Consider the following 20,157-nt stretch of genomic DNA (forward strand, 5'->3'; position numbering starts at 1 on the left):
TGGGCTCAGTGGCCCGAGGCTTAGAAGCCCTGACTCTAGAAGCCGAGATTAACGCCGAGCGTGAAGGTGCGCGCGACCGGGTAGTTGGTGTAGTCGATGCCCGTGGCCGGGATCAGGCCGATCTGGGCGTTCGTGTTCACCTCCGGGTCGAAGCCGTCGTACGGCGTGATAGTGAACACGTTGTCGATCGAGAGGAACACGCGGGTGTTGCGCACGAACGGCGCGTAGCGCGCGATGTCCGGGCGGTACTCGAGCGTGATGTTGTCGAGGCGGATGAACGACGCGTCTTCGATCCAGCGCGAGGAGAAGCGGGCCTCCTCGTTGATGGCGTCTGGCGTGTCGAGGGCGCTCGCGATCACGTTCGTGTTCGGGAGGGCGCTCTTATTGCCGAAGACCAGCGCGGTATTGTTGAAGAGCTCGCGGCCCTGCTCGCCACGGATGAACGCGCTGATGCCGAACTGCTTGTAGTCGAACTGGGCGCGGAAGCCGTAGCTGAAGTCAGGACGTGGGTCGCCGATGATCTGGCGGTCGCCAGCGTCCGGCTCGGTGGTTTCACCGACGAGGTTGCCGTCGGCGTCGTAGTCGTTGAAGACCTGGTCGCCGGCCTCGTTGACCCGGAGGAACTCAGGGCCGAAGAAGACCGGGAACGGCTCGCCTGGCGTGAGCAGGAGGGCCTGCTGACCGGACTGTCCACGACCGGAAACCGAACCCGTGAAGATCTGGTCCTGGCCGCCGAGGTCGAGGATCTCGTTGACGTTGGTGTTGAAGACGAGGCCAAACTGGAGGTTCATGTCCGCCTTCTCGATCGCGTAGTAGTCGAGAGCAAAGTCGAGACCGGTGTTGCGCACCGAGCCGATGTTGTCCACGAACGTCGCGACCGGAGCCGGCTGCGGGACCGTGACCTCGAGCAGCAGGTCTTCGGTGTCGTTCCGGTAGAACTCGATCGAGCCGACGATGCGCTCATCGATGAAGCCGTAGTCGAGACCGATGGTGAACTCCTGCTTCTCTTCCCAGCGCAGGTCCGGGTTGGCGAGCTGGCGGAGTGCGAAGCCCGTCTGGATTTCGTCGCCGAGGATGGCGCGGAAGTCCGAGTTCGGCTCGAGGATAGCGAGAGACAGATAGTTCGGAATCTCCTGGTTGCCCACGATGCCGAAGCCACCACGAAGACGCAGGTCCGAGATGAAGTCCACGTTGTCCATGAACACCTCGTTGCTGACGCGCCAGGCGGCGGAGAAGGCCGGGAAGAGGGCCCACCTGTTGTTGGCGCCGAAGCGCGATGACCCGTCGTAGCGAACCGAAGCGCTGAGGTAGTACTTCTCGTCGTAGTTGTAGTTGGCGCGGCTGAAGAACGAGATTAGGCGGTTCTTCTCGCGGAAGCTGAAGGTGCCCGTCTGGTCGAAGCTACTCCCGGAGATAGTGCTACCGGAGCCGATTACGTAGGAACTAGTCTCGTCCGTGACGAAGCCCTGCGCTTCGATACCGATGCTCTCGTTGTCAAACTCGTTGAACTCGTAGCCACCAAGGAGGCTGACGTTGTTGCGCTCGGCAAACGTGTTTGTGTAGTTGAGCGTACCGAAGAAGTTGACCGCGGTGCGCTGCAGGTCGCGCTGGCCAGCCAAGCCATTCCCGTTCGCTTCGCCGAGGGGGTTCGAGATTGGGAAGTAGATGGCACGCCGGGCGGTCGACCGGTCACCACCGAGGCTGATACGGCCCGTGAGACCTTCGATGATATCGAGCTCGAAGTAAGCGTTGCCAAGCGTGCGCGTGGTACGAGCGTCATCGGCAATCTCCTCGGCGATGCCGAGCGGGTTGCGTACGGATGCGCCGCCGACCTCGAAGAAGTCGCCGTCCTCGGTACGGATGGGGCGCGTCGGGTTGAAGTCAAAGACGTTCGTGAGAAGACCGCCTTGGAAGCCAGCCGTGTTTTCGAAGAAGACGAGGTCGTCCTCGGTGAGCGCCGTGGTGAGGTTGAGCCCCAATCGAACGCGGCCGTCGAGCATCTGCGTGTCGGCGTTGAGACGCGCCGTGATGCGCTCCAGGCCCGACGACTCCACGATACCCTCCTGATTCAGGTAGCTCACCGAAGCGCGGTACTGCGAGGTGGCCGTGCCACTCGAGAACGAGATGTTGTGCTGCTGCGAGACAGCAGAGCGCAGGATCGCATCGAGGAAGTCGGAGTTGGCATCGCCGAGGTTGTCGGCGGCCGACGCGGGGAGATTGCCTGCCGTGATCTGCTCGTTGACGAAGCTGCGATACTCGTCGCCTGAAAGGAGCTCGACCGTATTAGCGGCGCTCGCGACCGAAGTGCGTCCCTCGTAGTCGACAGAAAGGCGGCCCTCTACGCCGCTTTTTGTGGTGATCAAGACGACACCGTTGGCGCCGCGCGATCCGTAGATGGCCGTGGCCGAGGCGTCCTTCAGCACCGAAATCGACTCGATGTCATTCGGGTTGAGAAGGTTGAGCGGGTTGCGCGACGAACCGGCACTAGTGTCTCCGTTATCTGCCGCTACACCGCCCGGTAGACTGGAACTGTTGTCGATGGGCACGCCATCGATGACGTAGAGCGGCTCGTTGGAGGCCGCGATGGAAGTACCACCACGAATCTTAATACTGATGCCACCGCCCGGCTCACCGTTGTTAGGGGTCACCTGGACACCCGCGACGCGGCCTTGGATGAGATCATCGGCGTTGGTGACAGCTCCGACGTTGGCGTCGTCGACGTCGACGGTCGCGACCGAGGAGGTCACGTCGCCGCGACGCTGGGTGCCGTAGCCGACGACGACGATTTCGTCGATGAGCGCGGCGTCCTCTGCGAGCGCCACGTCGAGTTCAGTGCGGGGCCCGACGACGGTCTCAAACGTCGTGTAGCCGACGTACGAGAACACGAGGACAGTCTCGGGGCCGGGTACGGTGAGGCCGTACTCGCCATCGAGGTTGGTGACCGTGCCAGTGGTGGTGCCTTGCACGACGATGTTCACACCGGGGAGCGGGTCGCCCGTGGTGGCGTCAGTGACAACGCCACTGACGGACTGTTGGGCAAAAGCCGGAGAGGCTCCGGTGAGGAGCAACGCGCCTGCTAAGAGCAAGGCGGTAACGATCCTACTCATGAGATCCTGCTGAGATTGTTGGGGAAGGAGACGGGGTGGGTGCAAGCGCTGGGTAAGCGCTTACAGACGCGCGAAAGTAGGAATCGCCTCGAAGCGATGCAAGCGCTTCCGAGGCACAGCAGGGGCGCATAGCGTCGTACACACAGTCTTAGGCGGTAATGCTGAGGTAATAACGTCCAAAACGTTCAGGGCTATAAAATATACGGGATACCCTTAGATTGCAACCCGGCCCTCTCGGAGCCGGAAGCCCTTCCCGTTTCTTCGTCCACCCTCTCATCTATGCCCACCTTCACCCTCACCCCGCTCGACATCGGCGCGGTCGTGATCTATGCCCTGCTCATCTTCGGCATCGGGCTTTACTTCTCCCGCAAGACCGACGACGGCGAGGACTACTTCCTGGCGGGCCGCTCCCTCACGTGGGGTCTGATCGGCATCAGCCTCCTCGCGTCCAACCTGTCGTCGTCGTCGATGATTGGGATGGCGGGCGAGGCCTATGGGGGCATCGGGCTGGCGGTCTACAACTACGAGTGGATGGCCGCCCTCGTGCTGGTGGTGTTCGTGCTCTTTTTCCTGCCGTTCTACCTGTCGAGCGGGATCTACACGATGCCGGAGTTTCTGGAGAAGCGCTTCGACGGACGGAGCCGCACCTACTTCTCGGCGATCTCGATCTTCCTCTCGGTGGTGGTCGACACGGCAGCCGCGCTTTTTGCAGGCGCATTGGTGGTGGAACTGCTCTACCCGGACTTCCCGCTTTGGGGCACGATGACCATCCTCGCGCTGGTTGCCGGGGCCTACACCATCGCCGGTGGTTTGAAGGCGGTCGTCTACACCGACGCGATCCAGGGCACGCTGCTGCTCGTCGGGGCGGGGGCCGTGTCATGGATGGCCTGGAATGCCATCGGCGGCTTCGAGGGCGGTTGGGCGGCGGTCGAGGCCGCCACGCAGGAGCCCGGCCAGGAGCACATGCTTTCGCTCATCCACCCGCTCGACGTGGAGAACGGGATGCCTTGGCTTGGCCTTATAACTGGCGTCTTTTTGCTCGGCTTCTATTTCTGGACTACCAACCAGTTCATGGTGCAGCGCGTGCTCGGTGCGAAGAACCTCGACCACGGCCGCTGGGGCGCGCTCTTCGGCGGCTTCCTCAAGCTCCCGATCCTCTTCCTGATGGTGATGCCGGGCGCATTCGCCCGCGTGCTCTACGACGACATCGGCCGCGCCGACCAGGTCTTCCCGACGCTGCTCTTCGACCTGCTGCCGCCGGGCTTCCGCGCGCTCGTGCTCACGGCCATGCTCGCCGCCATCATGTCGTCCGTCGACTCGACGCTCAACGCGGCCTCGACGCTCGTGACGATGGACTTCATCAAGAAATTCCGTCCCAACACGTCGTCGCAGTCGCTCGTGCGCATCGGCCGGATCGTGACCTTTATATGTATGGTGTTCGCGATCGCATGGAGCCCCGTGATCATCGGCTTCGAGACGCTGTGGTCCTATCTCCAGACGACGCTCGCCTACGTGGCGCCGCCCGCGCTCGCCCTGTTCATCCTCGGCGTCTTCTGGTCGAGGGCCAACGGCCATGGAGCCATCGCCGGCCTGGCCGTGGGGCACCTCACCGCGATTGGGTTCCTGATCCTCACGGCCACAGGCGTCTACTCGATCAACTTCCTCTACCTCGCGCCGATCCTGCTCATCGTCAGCATGGTGACGATGGTGATCGTCAGTCTCAACACGGCGCCACCGCCTGCAGTGAAGACGGAGGGCCTGACGTGGACCCCGGCCTTCTGGCGCGCTGAGACGGAGCACCTCAAGATGCTCCCGGCGTGGAAGAACTACCGCGTCCAGTCGCTCGTGCTGGTCGCCGCGACCCTCGTGATCATCGTGATGTTCTGGTAGGGACGTACGCTTGACCCTGATGCGGGCGGTGTGGCTTCGGCTGCGCCGCCCGCGCTGCGTTAACGGAAACCAACAATCTGAGGCGGTGGCTAAGGGTGAACCCGACGCTGCGCTACGCGTCAAGTCGTACCCGCTTCCATCCCGTCTCCCCGCCACTCGACCATGCCACTTTCGCGAACGGCCCGTGCCGCTGTCACCCTGGACCGCCTCCGCGAGCGCATCCCGCGCCCGGAGACGGAGCTCGCATACGCCAGCGAATTCCAACTCCTCGTCGCGGTCATCCTCTCGGCGCAGTGCACCGACAAGCGCGTCAACCTGGTCACGCCCGACCTCTTCGCGGCCTACCCGACTCCCGAGTCGATGGCGAAGGCCGAGGCCGACGAGATCTTCCCCTACATCCGCTCGGTGTCGTACCCGAACAACAAAGCGAAGGCGCTCGCCAAGACCGCCCGGATGCTCGTCCACGAGTTCAGCGGCGAAGTCCCGCGCACCCATAAAGAACTGACGACGCTCGCCGGGGTGGGGCGCAAGACCGCCAACGTGGTCGTCGCCGTGGCCTTCGACGAACCCGCGATCGCCGTCGACACGCACGTCTTCCGCGTCGCCAACCGCGTCGGACTCGTGAACGACGCGACGACGCCCCTGGCTGTCGAGAAGGGGCTCCGCCGCGTGCTCGACAAAGACGACTGGGCCGAGGCACACCACCTGTTCATCCTCCACGGGCGCTACACCTGCACGGCCCGCAGCCCGAAGTGCGCCAGTTGCGTCATCGCCGAATTGCACCAAGGCGACTACGTGTGCACCTATGCCGAGCGGCTGCACCGCCTGCCCGCGCCCCGCCCCGGCCTCGACCGGAGGCGCGGTGCCTATTACTGCGCCACGTCCGACCGCTACTTCGACGAGCCCGCCTACAAGACCGACCGCTACGGCGTCCGCCAGATCGCCGACCCCGTCTCCGGCTCGATGAACTGCTTCGTCACGAAGACCGGGCAGACGACCAAGCAGGTCAAGGACTACCGGGTGTAGCCGTCTGCGTGTGACGCGCGATGACCAAGCCCGCCACGACGGTGGTAACCAGCGTGAGCGCCGCGCCACCCAAAAACAGGCCTGGTAGGCTCGTTTCGGCGAGCACGCCGCCGACCAGGTGCGACACCGGTTCTACGCCGACGAGCGCGAGCATCGTCAGTGACATCACGCGGCCTTGCATCGCGAGCGGCGTCTGCTGCTGGATCCACGTGTAGGCATGCACTTCCAGCCAGCCGTCAGCGAGGCCCATCGCAGCCGTCACAGCGAGCAGCGCTACGAGCGGCATCGGCAGGGCCCAGAGTCCCATGGCAACACCGAGCACGCCCGAGAGCGCGACCGTCCAGGCCACTGGTGAGGCGGGAGCACGCCACGAGGCTACGAGCGAACCGACCAAGCCGCCTGCGCCCCACGCCGAGACGATCGCGCCGAACACCTCCGCACCGCCATAGCGCAACTCCGCCAGCACCGCGCCGCCGACTATGATCGGGCCCGCCAGCCCGAGGTTGAGCCCCGCCATCAGCACGATCACGGCGAAGACGACCGGGCGACTCCGTACGAACGCGAAGCCGTCGGCGATGGCGCGGAGCGTGCCAGTCGAAGCGGCATCGCTCGGCTCTTCGTCGGGATAGCCTGATTCAGCGTCCACAGGATCGACGCGGATGACGAGCGCCGCAGCAACGGCCGCGATCGACAGCGCGGCGCTGAGCAGCAAGGCGGCGCCGCTGCCGCCCCACGCCAGCGCACCGGCCGCGGCCGCCGGACCAACGAACGTGGCGACCTGAAGCAGCACGCCCATCACGCCGTTGATGCGATGGAGCCGCTCCGAGGCTACGAGGCGCGGCACGAGCGCGCTTGCCGCTGGGTAGGCCACCGCGTCCACGACGCCGAGGAGCGCCGCTGCCACATAGAGCATCCACGGGGCCGGGGTGCTCAGCCAGCCCGCCGCCGCCGCTGCGAGGAGCCCTGTCACGAGCGCGCTCGCGGCACTCGACGCCGCGAGCAGCCGCTGGGGCGCGAAGCGGTCCGCCCACGCGCCGCCGACGACCATGAACGCCGTGCGAGGCAACGCGGCGAGCGCGAGAACCCCGCCCAGTGCCGCCGCCGACCCGATCAACTCCAGCGCGAGCCACGGCAGCGCCACGAAGTAGACGCCGTCGGCGAGCGACGAGAGGGTATAGGTTACGAGCAGCGCCCCCACGCTGCGTCTCGGCGCGGCGGGCGAGTCTGGAAGCGGCGGTGGCGTCGAGGGAGAGGTCACGAGCGGAGGCGCCGTCGCCGACGGGCACGGGCGGACACTAGACGAGGGGAAAGCATACGCCGGGCGGCGTACCTTCTGCGTGCCATCGCTCTGCCATCTTCCTCCGCTCAACCCTCGCCGTGATGCAAGTCCCGACCGTCGACACCGCTCAGCGTCTCGCCGGGCGCATGTCCGAGCGCCTCCGCAGCGTCCCGCCGTCCGGCATCCGCCGGTTTTTCGAGATCGCAGCCACGATGGAAAACGTGATCTCGCTCGGCATCGGCGAGCCCGATTTCGTCTCGCCCGCGCCCATCATCGACGCGGCCAAGGCGTCGTTGGATGCTGGGAAGACCGGCTACACGGCCAACTCGGGCCTCCTCGAACTGCGCGAGGCGATCACCGACGACCTCCGCGGGCGCTACGGCGTTGACTATGACCCCGCTAAGGAAACCCTCGTCACGGTCGGCTGCTCGGAGGCGATGCTGCTCGCTATGCTCGCCGTGCTCGACCCCGGCGACGAGGTGCTCATCCCCGAGCCGTGCTTCGTGTCGTATGGCCCGACGGCGCGTTTCGCGGGCGCGAAGGTCGTCTACGTCCCGACACGCGTGGAGGATGAGTTCCAGGTGACGGCCGAGACGCTCGCGCGCTACATCACGCCGAAGACGAAGATGCTCTTCCTCGGCTATCCCAACAACCCGACCGGCGCCGTCCTCCGCCGCGACAAGCTCGAAGAGATCGCCGACCTAGTCGTGAAGCACGACCTCTTCGTGCTCTCCGACGAGATCTACGATCGGCTCGTCTACGGCGGCGCGAACGAGGCTGGCCACACGTGTCTCCCATCCATCGACGCGCTGCGGGAGCGAACGATCTTGCTCGGCGGCTTCTCGAAGAACTACGCCATGACTGGCTGGCGCATCGGCTATGCATGTGCGCCCGAGGGCATCCTCGTGCAGATGTACAAAGCGCACCAGTACGCCGTGATGAGCGCGCCCACGATGGGACAGATCGGGGCGGTCGCCGCCATCAAGGAGTGCCAGCCGCAGGTCGAGACGATGCGCCAGGCCTACGACGCCCGCCGCCGCGCCATCGTAGACGGCCTCAACGCCGCTGGGCTGCCCACTTTCGAGCCGGAGGGCGCGTTCTACTGCTTCCCCGACATCACCTCGACCGGGCTTTCGTCGGAAGACTTTGCGCAGCGGCTCCTGCAAGAGGAGCGCGTCGCCTGTGTGCCCGGTGACGCGTTCGGGCCGAGCGGGGCGGGCTACCTCCGCTGTTCCTACGCCAACTCGCTCGAAAACGTGCAGGAGGCCGTGACGCGGATCGGGCGCTTCGCCGAGCGGGTGCGTAACGAATCGTAGAAGATTCTAGCGTAATGTCGAATAGGTTAGGAATGCTTTTGCTTCCTACCATTTTTGCGCGCATTGCGCATGCGCGTCATCTGTTTCGTTGTTCTCCTGTTCAGTGCGGGGCTCCTGCCTGCGTCGTCCCAGCGGGTATATCGCAGTGATGCCGCCCGCACCGCCAGTCTCTACGGCGGGTTCACCCGCACGACCCTCGACAACGACGAGGGGAACCACCTTCGCATCACGACCGTGGGGACGCAGATCGCTCTGTCGCCGCTGATTGCCATAGAGGTCGGCGCTGGCCGTGCTACAGAAGTTGATGGAAGCTCGGGCGAAGAGAAGAAGAGAGCGGCTCCCTCACCTCAACCGCACTCGGCATCGAAGTGCGTCCGCTACGCCCGGGCGCTGGAAGCCATTTGACCTAAGCATCCTGCTCGGATATGGCCAGGCGAGGGCAGAGGATGACGACAGCGGCGATGTGGACGTAGACGTGGTACCCTCGTTCGTGCTGGGTGCTCGGGTCACGCTTCCTCTGAGAGTGACCTCCATCGTGCACGTCCAGCCCACCTTGGCCTACACGCATGCAGCAGTGCTGAGCGGCCTGCCGGGAGCGGAAAACGGAGGGACCAGCACATTCAGCGGATCACTCGGGCTTGGGCGCGCGGATCGAGGGGCAGATTGTCGTGTTTGTGGGCCCAGGCTGCCAGCGAGCCGTGGGAGGCTTGGGTAGCGTGGGGTTTTCGGGAGGACTGGTCGGTGCGTTCTAGCGACAGGCCAGGATGAAGCACCGGGAGCATTGCCCGCTAGTCCCCGTTGACGTTGGCGCTCGTTTCATTTGAATCACCGACCTGCTGACCCCGTGGCCCAACGCGACGCCGTCTCGCTCGACCTCCAGCCGAACCGCCCGCTCATCCTGATCTCCAACGACGACGGCATCGACGCCAACGGCATCGCAGCGCTCGCGGCGGCGTTGGACGGTGTAGGCACGCTCGCCGTTGTCGCGCCGATCACGGAGCAGAGCGCCGTCGGCCACGCGATCACCGTGCGCGACCCGATGCGGGCGCACCCGTGGCCGTTCGACAACCCGACCGGCCCCGTCTGGGCGCGCGCCGTCACGGGCACGCCCGCCGACTGCGTCAAGATCGCGGCGCAGAAGCTCCTCCCGCGCCGCCCCGACCTCGTGGTGAGCGGCATCAATCAGGGGCCCAACACGGCGGTCAACGTGATCTACTCAGGCACGGTCTCCGCCGCTACCGAGGGGACGATCCTCGGCATCCCGGCCATCGCGTTCAGCCACACGGCCTGGGACCCCAACTCCGACTACGAGGCCGCCGGACGCATCGCGCGGCAGATCACCGAGGAGGTGCTGGAACACGGCCTCCCGCCGGGCATCCTGCTCAACGTGAACATTCCCGACCTACCCTTCGACGACCTGCGCGGCATCCGCGTGACCCGCCAGGCGCAGGCGCGCTGGGAGGAGGAGTTCGAGGAGCGCCGCGACCCGATGAACCGGCCCTACTACTGGCTCGGCGGCCGCTTCGTCAACCTCGACGAGCGCACCGACACCGACCAGTCGGCGGTGGAAGATGGCTATGTCTCCGTGACGCCGCTCCAGCACGACCTCACCGCGCACGCGCACCTCGACCGCTTCCGCGCGTGGACCTGGAACGGCCTTGCCGCCGACACCGAGCGCGTGGGCGCTGAGGACGAAGCGGAGGTATAGGGTGAGGGGCGAGAATGTGTGGTGCTGTTGGCGGTGCGTCAAGCCAATAGTGTCGATACACGGCCTCTCAGAGCCGCCGTCTTGCAGCCGTGTCAGCGAATCGACATGGCCCGCGTAAGGCAAGCCGGACATCGGTCGTCTGTTGGAACGAGCATCGACGTTGGTAGGTGCTCACTTCGACCACATCGCCTGCATCCAGCCCGCCCCTTCGGCCCTACCATGACTGCCCTCGTCCACCACCTCGCCGCGTTTGCCGTGCTGGTCACGGGTGTTGCCTGCTCCGGCTGCCTCAGCAGCGCGCAGTTCACCCGCGTCGTCCCCGCGGGGCCGGTCGTGCAGGCGCAAAACACATTCGATCACAGCGCCTACGACCGTGTCCTGAAGGCCTACGTGGACCGCAACGGCCTCGTGGACTATGCCGGGCTGCTCAATGATCGTGCAGGGCTAGACGGCTACCTCGAACGCCTCGCTGCGACCGACCCGTCGAACCTCGGGCGGAGCGAGCAACTCGCGTTCTGGATCAACGCCTACAACGCCTACGCGATCAAGCTCGTCCTCGACAACTACCCCACCGAGAGTATCCTCGACGTGACCGGCGGACCGTTCGTGCCAAAGGTCAACAGCCCGTTCCAGGTCAAGTTCGCCAACGTAGGCGGCGAGGACCGCACGCTCGACGAGATCGAGCACGGCATCATCCGCCCGCAGTTCAACGACCCGCGCATCCACTTCGTGGTGATCTGCGCCGCCATCAGTTGTCCGCCGCTGCGCGCCGAAGCGTTCACCGGCGCGAAGCTTGACCAGCAACTCGACGAACAGGGGCGCATCTTCCTCGCCGACGAGAGCAAGAACCGCTTCGACGGCGAGACGGCCACCTTCTCGAAGATCTTCGACTGGTACAAGGGCGACTTCGGCGGCTCTGACGACTCGCTGCAGCGCTACCTAGCCGCGTTTGCGCCCGAGTCGGCCCGCGATGGCCTCGAAGGCGCCGTCTACGATGTGCGGTTCGGGGACTACGACTGGTCGCTCAACGAGCAGTAAGGCGAGCAGTAGGACGAGCCGCACGGGAATGCGCATGGGGACGGGCAGAAGGGGCATGTGGTATCTTTACACCTCTTCTCTCATCCCATCCAACCGCACGTCTCCCATGGCCGATATGCCACAAGCGGGCCAGCCCGCACCGCCCTTCTCCGGGACCACCTACACCGGCGATACCGTCGCGCTCAGCGACTTTGCCGGGCAGCCCGTCGCGCTCTATTTCTACCCGAAAGACGACACGCCCGGCTGCACCAAGCAAGCCTGTAACCTCCGCGACAACTACGCCGCGCTCCAGCACGCCGGCATCGCCATCGTGGGCGTATCGGCAGACGACGAGGCTTCGCACGGGCGCTTCACCGAGAAGTACGACCTCCCGTTTCCGCTCATCGCCGACACCGAGCGCGCGATCATGGAAGCCTACGGGGCCTACGGCGAGAAAAACATGTATGGCGTCAAGCGGATGGGCGTGAAGCGCACCACGTTCCTCGTCGACGGCGACGGTACCATCGTGCACGTCTTCAAGCGCCCGAAGACCGCCGCGCACGCCGAGGAGATCCTCGCTAAGTGGGAGGCGGCGCAGGCGTAGCAGACAGCGCTCCGTGTGCGGATCTTGTGTCACAACGCTCGACTCAAGATTCGACAGCATCGCTGGTCTATGGCTGCCTACAAAGGACAACGGACAACGGACGAAGGACCGCGCTACGAAACCGTCATCGGGCTGGAAGTCCACGCGCAGCTCAAGACCGCCTCGAAGGCGTTCAGTCCCGATGCGGCTGCGTTCGGCGCGCCGCCCAACACGCATGTCGACCCGGTGTCACTCGGGCATCCGGGCACGCTGCCGGTGTTCAACGCCGCCGTGGTGGGAGAGACGCTGTTGCTCGGCCTCGCGCTGGACTGCACCATCGCGCGGCGCTCGGTGCTCGCGCGGAAGCACTACTTCTACCCCGACCTCCCGAAGGGCTACCAGATCTCGCAGTACGAGACGCCGATCCTCTCCGGTGGCCACGTCACCATCCGCGACGAGGAGTCCGGAGAGGTGCGCGCCATCGCTCTGACGCGCATCCACCTCGAAGAAGACGCAGGGAGGCTCGTCCACGACCTCGACCCGACGGCTACGCTCGTGGACCACAACCGCTGCGGCGTGCCGCTCCTAGAGATCGTCTCCGAGCCCGACCTACGTACGCCTCGTGAGGCCGCGCTCTACCTCCAGGAGATCCGCCGCCTCGTCCGCTGGCTCGGCATCTGCGACGGTAACATGGAAGAGGGCTCGCTGCGCTGCGACGCGAATGTCTCTGTGCGGCCCGTCGGGAGCGACACACTGGGGACGAAGGCCGAGGTCAAAAACCTTAACTCGATCCGCGGCGTCGAGCGGGCCATCGCGCACGAGGCGGCGCGGCAGATCGCGCTCATCGAACGCGGCGAGGCCGTCGTGCAGGAGACGCGGCTGTGGGACGCCGACCGGGAGGAGACGCGCTCCATGCGCTCGAAGGAGGAGGCGATGGACTACCGCTACGTCCCCGACCCTGACCTTCCACCGGTCGTGGTCACGGACGCCGTGCTGGCCGAGGCCCGCGCCGCGATACCAGAACTCCCCGCCGCCCGCCGCACGCGCTACGTCGACGCGCTCGGCCTGCCCGCCTACGACGCGGCGTTGCTCACGGAGGAGCGCGCGCTCGCCGACTACTTCGAAGCTACGCTCGACGCGCTCCGCGCCACGCCGTCCTCCGACGAGGCCAAGGCCGTCAGCAACGTCGTCATGGGCGATGTCCTGCGCGTGACTAAGGAGCAGAAGCTCGACATCGCCGCGTTCCCCATCGGGCCGGGGCGGCTGGCGGCGCTCGTGCGGATGCGCCTCGACGACCAACTCAGCAGCACGGCGGCCACCGAGGTCTTCGACGCGATGCTCACCGACGCATCTTCGCCCGAGGCCATCGCCCAGACGCGCGATCTGCTCCAGGTCTCCGACGACGACGCGCTCGTTCCTGTCGTGGACCAGATTCTCGCCGCCAACCCCAAACAAGTGGCCGATTTCCGAGCGGGCAAGCAGCAGGTCGTGGGGTTCTTCATCGGCCAAGTGATGCGCGCCTTCCCCGGCGCCCCCGACCCCAAGCGGGTCCGCGCGCTGCTGCTCGAACGGCTCAAAGGGTAGCGGCAAGCGCGTCGGCAAGCGGCTCGCATTTGGGAAAAAACTGCTACACAGACTTGACGCGCGGAGGGTACGCCGTACACTTCGCGCCACCGCTTTGGCTTGCCATTTGCCGAACGCAGCCCACTCGGCTACACGCGCGCCCCTCGTATCGAATTGGTTCCCCGATGCTTCCGTATCTCCATCGCATCCTCGTTCTGGGGGCGCTCCTCGCGTCCTTGCCTATCCTGAGCGGCTGCAGCTATGACCAGGGCGGCTCGCTCGACGAGTACATCACCGACGCCCGTATACAGCGCCAGGACGGCGATGTGGATGCCGCCCTCGACCTGCTGCGCGAGGCTATCGCTGAGTACCCCAACAGCGAGGCGCTGCGCTTCGAGCTCGCGGCGGCCCTGCTTGCAGCCTCGCCGCTGAGCGTCTTCGATCTCGCCGATGCCGCCGAGCACGTGATCTTGGAGCCGACGCGAGACATCGGCGTGCCGGAGGATCAGTCGTGCGCGGTCCCCAACCAGGGCGTGCGCGCGATCGAAGTGTTCGACCCGGTCGGCTTTCCCTCGTTCGCCAACATCGAGGCTTCGGCCGTGGTGCTCGACAGCATCGGGACGCTGCTCACGCAGACGCCAGACGGCCAGGGCTTCTCGACGCTGGAGCGCGAGCTCCGCGCGGTGGACCTGTGCGAGGTCGTGGACCGAGAACTTGCGGTGTTGCGGCCCTACGGGCGCGATGGGATCCTGGAGGCGCTCCGCGTCGACGGGCTCACGGACCTCCAGATCGGCGAGCTGCTCGTGACGTACGCCGTCACCCAACTCACGAGCAACTACTACGAGCTGTTCACCGAGCGCATCCCCTCGCTCAACGGGGGCGAGAACGATGTGGTCACGCTCTACCGGGTCCTGGAGAACGGCTCGGCGGACGCTTACATCAGCTTCTGCGCCACCAACCCGTTCGCGTTCGTCGCGGTGACGAGCACGGCGCGCGATCCGGCTGAGGCGTTTCTGCGCGCTACGCTCGCCGTCGAACTGCGCGCCTACCTGTTCGGCTACCCGGAGGCCACCGACGAACTGATCGTCGACGCCATCGAGGCGCTGATTTCGATCCAGCGCGAACTCGCCACCTGCGCCGAATAGCCCTCCTATCTCGACCCACCGTTGCTGCGATGTTTGTTGTGTCCCGTCGTACGCCAGCCGTCCACCGAATGACGTTGCGAAAGACCGCCTGTATCCTTGCGCTTGCCCTCCTCGGGTTGGCAGCCCACCCCGCCTACGGACAGCTCTTCGGCGACTTGGAGCAGGACGCCACGGGACGCCCGGCAGACATGGCCGCGCTCGGCATGGCCAACGCGGGCGTCGCGCTCATAGACCCTGACCTCGTCTTCTCGTACAACCCGGCGCAACTCGGCCAGCTTCCGCTGGATCGGCTGCACCTGCAGGTGCTCGGCCTCCGGTTCGGCTTCAGCCCTGACATCTTCGACAAGCTCGATTTTATCCAGGGCGACCTGCAAGACGCCATCGACACGGGCATCGAAAACCTCTACGAGGACGACCGCGCCGAATTGGAGGCGCTCTACGACCAAGCGCGCGGCCTCGCGGAGGAGGAGTCGGTGCTGGCCGCGCAGATCTTGCTGCCGCAGGCCTTCTTCCGCGCGGGCCCGGTCAACGTGGGCATCGGCGCATACCTCCAGGGCTACTCGCGCGTGCAGTTTTCCCCGGACCTTGTGCCCGTGCTCGACGCCTACGGGCAGACCGAGTTCATCCTGCCGGTCGCCGTCGGCTACCGGGTGCCCGGCACGGCCATCGACGAGTTTCAGACGGGCGGCCTGTCCGTCGGCGGCACGATCCGCTACATCCGGCGGCAGGTCACGGCCAAGCAGTCGCCCATCGACGCGCTCGACGACACGGAGAGCCTCTATTTCTTCCGCGGCTCCGGTCTCGGCCTCGACATCGGCGCGCACTACGAGGAGGTGTTGCCCAACGTGAACGCGGGCCTCGCCATCTTCAACCTGATCGGCGGCGGCGTCGATCTGAACTTCGAGGGCGGGCGTATCCCCTTCGACGACTCCGAGTCAACCGGGCCGTTTGAGATTCTCTTCGGCGTGTCCGAGCCGACCGACGCCTCGCCGCTGTCGGCAGCCGACTCGCTGGAGTTCCAGGAACTGGAGGCCCGGTTCGCGGAGCGGTCGGCGGCGCCCATCGTGCGCCTCGGAGCAGCCTACGACCTCGACCTCGACCTCGCGAACTCGGCCCTGTCTGGCGTCTCGATTGCGCTCGACTATACGAGCCGCTCCACGTCAGAGTTCACGCAGCCGTTCGGGGCGCACTGGCGGCTGGGCGTGGGCTTCGAGTTGGTGAACATCGTCCATGCACGGGCAGGCTACGCCCAGGGCTACCCCGCACTCGGCGTCGGTATCGACACGCGCTTCGCGCAGTTTGACTACGCCTTTTTCAGCGTCGAGGATGGCCGGCTGCCAGGTCAGCTCCGCCGCTCGAACCACCGCTTCCAGATGCGATTTGGACTGTTTTAGCAGCTCGCACCCGAGTACCGTTGGCAGTCAGCCCTCGCTCCGCAGCACGTCGAGCGGGGGGCGTTCGAGCAGGCCGCGGCTGCCCGCGAGGCCGATGGCGACGGTGAGTAGCGGCACGCCGACGAGGACGCCGACGAGCGAGGCCCAGCCGATCTCGAAGGTGGTGAGCAGGAACGCATAGCGCGCGATGGCCCAGGCCGCCCCGAGCGCGAGGATGCCGCCTGTGATGGCCGCGAGGAGGCCGAGCAGCGCGTATTCGGCCACGAAGATGCGGCGCACCTGCGGGCGGCTCGCGCCCAGGGTGCGTAGCAGCACGGCTTCCTGGATGCGCTGGAGCCGCGCCACCAAGACCGCCCCGGCGAGCACCACCAGGCCCGTCCCGATGGAGAAGAAGGCCATAAACTGTAGCACGAACGCCACCCGGTCGAGAACCCGCTCGATGAGGCCGATCACAAGGCCCACGTCCACGACGGAGACGTTCGGGTAGGCGCGTACGACGGCCCGCTGCACCCGCGCCGAGGCATCCTCGGAGCCTGCCCGTGCCGTGAGCGTCCCGAAGCGCGGCGCGTCGTCGAGGGGGCCGGCGGGGAAGACGGCGAAGAAGTTGAGCTGCGGGCGCGCCCAGTCGACCCGGCGGAGGCCCGCGATTTCCGTCTCCATCGGCACGCCTTGCACGTCCCACGTCAGCCGCGAGCCGACGCCGATGCGCAGGTCGCGCGCGAGTTCGTCCTCGAAGGTGATCGGCACGACCGCGGCGTCGGCGGGGACTTCGCCCACGAAGCGGCCTTCGACGAGTTCTTCGGTGTCGGTGAGTTCCGAGCGGTACGTCGAGCGGTACTCGTGCCGGAGCGCCCAGCGGGCGTCATAGTTGAGTGCCGCCGAGTCCTCGCGGATCTCCTCCACGGAGCGCCCGTCGATGGCGCGCAGCCGCATCGTCACGAGCGGCGTCTGCTCCAGCACCTCGACGCCGTTCTCCTCGACGAGGGCGGCGATGCCGTCCTGCTGGTCGGCCTGGATGTCGAAGAGGATGAGGTCGGGGCGCTCGTCGCCGTCGGGGACCGAGACGCGGTCGAGCAGGACGTGCTCGGTGAGCAGTAGCGTGAGGATGAGGAACGTGCCGAGGCCGAGCGTGAGCAGCAGCACGAGCGTCTGGTTGCCGGGGCGGTAGAGGTTGGCGAGCCCCTGCCGGAGCGTGTACGACGCCCCGCGCGGGACGAGCCGCCGCGCCACCGCGCGCACCACCGCCGCCGCGAGCGTGAGCGCCCCGAGCGCCGCGGCCGTGCCACCAACGAAGAACGCCGCGTTGCGCCATGACCCGAGTTGCACGTACGCAAACCCCACAACCGCCGCCACGAGCACGCCGAGCGCGAGCCAGCGCCACGGATCGCGCCGCGCCGAGACGGGCACTGCATCCGAGCGGATGGCACGCAATGGAGGCACGCGGCGCACGGCGAGCAGCGGCAAGAGCGCGAAGAGGAGTGCCACGCCCAGCCCCACCGCGAGGCCTTGGAAGACGGCCGGCCACACGAGCGCGATCTCCACGTCCACGGGGAGAAAGGCACCGAGAACGGCGGGGAGGAGGTACTGTACGCCCACGCCCAGCACCGCGCCGAGCGTCGCTCCGGCGAGGCCCATCGCGGCGGCTTGGAGCGCGTAGACGGCGAGCGCTTGCCCGCCTGTGGCGCCGAGACAGCGCAGCGTGGCGACGGTGTCGAGCTTCTGGCGGATGTAGACGTGGACCGCGCTCGCCACGCCGAGCCCGCCGAGCAGCAGCGCCACGAAGCCGACTAGTTCGAGGTAGCGCCCGAGGTCGCCAAGCGCCTCACTCCATTCCTGCTCCACGCTCGCGAGCGTCTCGACGTCGAGGTTGCGCGCGCGGAAGCTGGCCGCGAACGTCTCACGGGCACGCTCCGGTAGCGCCTCGTCAACGTCAGCGCCGTCGAAGGCGAGATAGCGGGCATAGTCCACGCGGCTCCCGGCGGTGAGGAGCGCCGGGTCGAGGTTCTGGTAGGGGAGGTAGACGCGCGGCCCGACGAGTTCGGCCATGTCGGTCTGCCCCGTCACGCCGTCCACGCGCCCCGCGATGCGGTACGTCCGCTGCCCAACCTGCACGGAGTCGCCGACCTCGACGCCGTACTGCAGCATGAGCGACGCCGCCACGAGCGCCTCGTCCTGCTCTTGAAAGCGGCTAAGCGCGTCGTCGGGCGTCGTCTCGATAGCGCCGTAGAGCGGAAACGCACCCTCGATGGCGCGGACGTTCACGAGCCGCGTTCCGCCCGCGAGGCTGTCGCGTTCCGGTGCCGGAAAGAGCGCCATCGATGCGAACGAGGCCTCCCCAGCTTGCCGCCCTGGAAACGCCGCGAGCACGGAGTCGATCAGCACCTCGCTGTCGTCCGAGAACGGCTGCCGCGACTCGATTTCGAGGTCGGCCCCGAACAGCTCGCGCGCCTGCGCTGTCACCGACGCCTCGACGTTGGCTCCGAACGAGCGGATTGCCACGAGTGCCGCCACGCCGAGCGCCATCGACGCGACGAAGAGGAAGAGCCGCCGCCGCATCCGTCGGCTGTCGCGCCACGCGGTGTTGAGGATGAACATGCGTTTGGAGACGGGGAAAGGGAGAGACTGGGAGTTGGGAGGGGTTACGGGCAATAATCGACTCCGGAGGCCCCAGTGGTGCCATCCTGAACTCGTTTCAGGATCTCTGACGGTTGAGGTGCGACGTGGCACCTTTGAGATGCTGAATCAAGTTCAGCATGACAAGAGGGAAGGCAGACTCAAGGCATAACGATTTGCCCAGAACGGCTCGCTGTCTCCTCGTCTCGTCGACTCTCCGGCTCCTCTACCCGTCCCGACCGGAGACGGATCACTTGCTCGCAGCGGTCGGCGAGGCGGAGGTCGTGCGTGACTACGACGAGCGCCGTGCCGCGCTCGCGGTTGAGGTCGAAGAGCAGGTCCTCGATGCGCGCGCCGGTACCGTCGTCGAGGTTGCCGGTGGGCTCGTCGGCGAAGAGAATCTGGGGGCGGTGGATGAAGGCGCGGGCGAGGGCCACGCGCTGCTGCTCGCCGCCCGAGAGCTGCGTTGGGTAGTGATCGAGGCGGTCGCCGAGGCCGACGCGGTCGAGGAGCGTCGCGGCCTCCGTTGCTGCGCCGCGCGTGCCCTGGAGTTCGAGGGGCACCATCACGTTCTCGCGCGCCGTGAGGGTGGGGAGGAGGCGGAACTGCTGGAAGACGAAGCCGACGTGGTCGCGGCGGAGCGTCGCGCGGGCGTCCTCGCTCAGCGCGCCGAGGTCCTGCCCGACGAGCCGGACCGTGCCCGACGAGGGCGCGTCCAGCCCGGCGCTGAGCCCCAGCAGCGTCGTCTTGCCGCTGCCTGACGGCCCGACGATCGCGCACGTAGCGCCGTCCTCCACGGCGAAGCTGACCGCGTCGAGGACGGTGAGCGCGCGGCCGGCGTTGGTGAAGGTCTTCGTGAGGCGGTCGGCTTCGAGGACAGCCATGCGGGGAGGAGGCGGTGGGACGGGCACAGGAGAAGGGCGGGCGATGTACGCCCTACCTCGGCGCGGGATTCGGGCAGCCACGCGCGGCCACGAGGCGCAGCGTGCAGTACGTCGCGCGTCGGCTTCATCGCAGAGCGGACGCGGTGTATTATGCCGAACGGAACGCATGCTCAAGCACCGTCATGGTGCCGAGATCGCTCGCATTGCGCGTTGTTGCCCCGGCCTAGTAAGATGTAAGGCGCACTCCTACCCTCAACGCATGTCAGAGAAAGATCAAGTCAAGCACGGGATCAAGGAGGTCCTTGACAGATTCCTCCGTCGAATCGACAGTCTGGCTGGCACTCTGCCTCTGACCATGATTGTGATCAACGCCGTTCAAAGGTCGACCGATGAGGCGTACTCAGCTTTCGCTGAAGACCACGTCGTTGAGGCAGATGAGGGAGATGGCGTCTACGTCAAGCAGGACAAGTTGCGCCAGTTCAATCGCCTGAGTCGCAGGTTGTCAGATTCAAGCATTGCCTTGGAAATAGTCCCTCGCAGTTTCCTCGCCGCGTTAGAGCCTATCCCAATAGGTAGTCGTCGGACGTGAGAGGGCAACGCCGCCACACGATCACCGCGCACGCCAGGTGAAG

General features: G+C 66.4%; 14 protein-coding genes. 10 read left to right on the forward strand and 4 right to left on the reverse strand.

Annotated elements, in window-relative coordinates:
* Window positions 1-35: 35 nt before the first annotated feature.
* Window positions 36-3,107 (reverse strand): TonB-dependent receptor, encoded by a 3,072-nt coding sequence (locus tag AAFU51_07550; GenBank protein ID MEO1571109.1) that lies wholly within the window; start codon window positions 3,105-3,107, stop codon window positions 36-38.
* A 279-nt stretch (window positions 3,108-3,386) separates the two neighbouring features.
* Here AAFU51_07550 and AAFU51_07555 point away from each other — a divergent pair, with 279 nt between their 5' ends.
* A complete protein-coding gene (locus AAFU51_07555) occupies window positions 3,387-4,997 on the forward strand; it encodes a sodium:solute symporter (protein MEO1571110.1) in 1,611 nt (536 codons plus the stop codon).
* 162 nt (window positions 4,998-5,159) lie between these two features.
* Window positions 5,160-6,023, forward strand: coding sequence for an endonuclease III (nth, locus tag AAFU51_07560; protein ID MEO1571111.1), 864 nt, complete (start codon window positions 5,160-5,162; stop codon window positions 6,021-6,023).
* On the opposite strand, the gene AAFU51_07565 is transcribed toward nth, so the two are convergent.
* The gene (locus AAFU51_07565) at window positions 6,004-7,281 is read right to left on the reverse strand and encodes an MFS transporter (GenBank protein MEO1571112.1); all 1,278 of its coding nucleotides are present in this window, start codon (window positions 7,279-7,281) and stop codon (window positions 6,004-6,006) included. The two genes, nth and AAFU51_07565, sit on opposite strands and share 20 nt — an antisense overlap.
* Window positions 7,282-7,403: 122 nt before the next feature.
* Between AAFU51_07565 and AAFU51_07570 the strand changes: the two genes are divergently transcribed.
* From AAFU51_07570 to AAFU51_07605, 8 genes are all read left to right on the forward strand, one after another.
* Window positions 7,404-8,618, forward strand: a complete 1,215-nt coding sequence (locus AAFU51_07570) for an aminotransferase class I/II-fold pyridoxal phosphate-dependent enzyme (protein MEO1571113.1) — start codon at window positions 7,404-7,406, stop codon at window positions 8,616-8,618.
* A 69-nt stretch (window positions 8,619-8,687) separates the two neighbouring features.
* Window positions 8,688-9,023, forward strand: a complete 336-nt coding sequence (locus AAFU51_07575; GenBank protein MEO1571114.1) for a hypothetical protein — start codon at window positions 8,688-8,690, stop codon at window positions 9,021-9,023.
* Window positions 9,024-9,462: 439 nt separating this feature from the next.
* Window positions 9,463-10,326 carry a 5'/3'-nucleotidase SurE gene (gene surE, locus AAFU51_07580; GenBank protein ID MEO1571115.1) on the forward strand — a complete coding sequence of 288 codons (864 nt, stop codon included), beginning with the start codon at window positions 9,463-9,465 and terminating at the stop codon, window positions 10,324-10,326.
* Between the two features lie 219 nt (window positions 10,327-10,545).
* Complete coding sequence (locus AAFU51_07585; GenBank protein ID MEO1571116.1) at window positions 10,546-11,364, forward strand: DUF547 domain-containing protein; 819 nt, start codon at window positions 10,546-10,548, stop codon at window positions 11,362-11,364.
* 106 nt (window positions 11,365-11,470) lie between these two features.
* Window positions 11,471-11,947, forward strand: coding sequence for a thioredoxin-dependent thiol peroxidase (bcp, locus tag AAFU51_07590; GenBank protein ID MEO1571117.1), 477 nt, complete (start codon window positions 11,471-11,473; stop codon window positions 11,945-11,947).
* A gap of 69 nt (window positions 11,948-12,016) precedes the next feature.
* Entirely contained in the window at window positions 12,017-13,510 is a 1,494-nt protein-coding gene (gatB, locus tag AAFU51_07595; protein MEO1571118.1) for an Asp-tRNA(Asn)/Glu-tRNA(Gln) amidotransferase subunit GatB, read from the forward strand.
* 164 nt (window positions 13,511-13,674) lie between these two features.
* Window positions 13,675-14,634: a tetratricopeptide repeat protein gene (locus AAFU51_07600; protein MEO1571119.1), complete on the forward strand. Its 960-nt coding sequence runs from the start codon at window positions 13,675-13,677 to the stop codon at window positions 14,632-14,634.
* 68 nt (window positions 14,635-14,702) lie between these two features.
* Window positions 14,703-16,028, forward strand: coding sequence for a hypothetical protein (locus AAFU51_07605; GenBank protein MEO1571120.1), 1,326 nt, complete (start codon window positions 14,703-14,705; stop codon window positions 16,026-16,028).
* 27 nt (window positions 16,029-16,055) lie between these two features.
* Here the strand turns inward: AAFU51_07605 and AAFU51_07610 are convergent, their stop codons facing one another.
* Window positions 16,056-18,623 carry an FtsX-like permease family protein gene (locus AAFU51_07610; GenBank protein ID MEO1571121.1) on the reverse strand — a complete coding sequence of 856 codons (2,568 nt, stop codon included), beginning with the start codon at window positions 18,621-18,623 and terminating at the stop codon, window positions 16,056-16,058.
* A 179-nt stretch (window positions 18,624-18,802) separates the two neighbouring features.
* Window positions 18,803-19,525: an ABC transporter ATP-binding protein gene (locus tag AAFU51_07615; protein MEO1571122.1), complete on the reverse strand. Its 723-nt coding sequence runs from the start codon at window positions 19,523-19,525 to the stop codon at window positions 18,803-18,805.
* Window positions 19,526-20,157: the final 632 nt, after the last annotated feature.

The organism is Bacteroidota bacterium (assembly GCA_039821555.1).
GTDB lineage: Bacteria > Bacteroidota > Rhodothermia > Rhodothermales > Rubricoccaceae > JBCBEX01.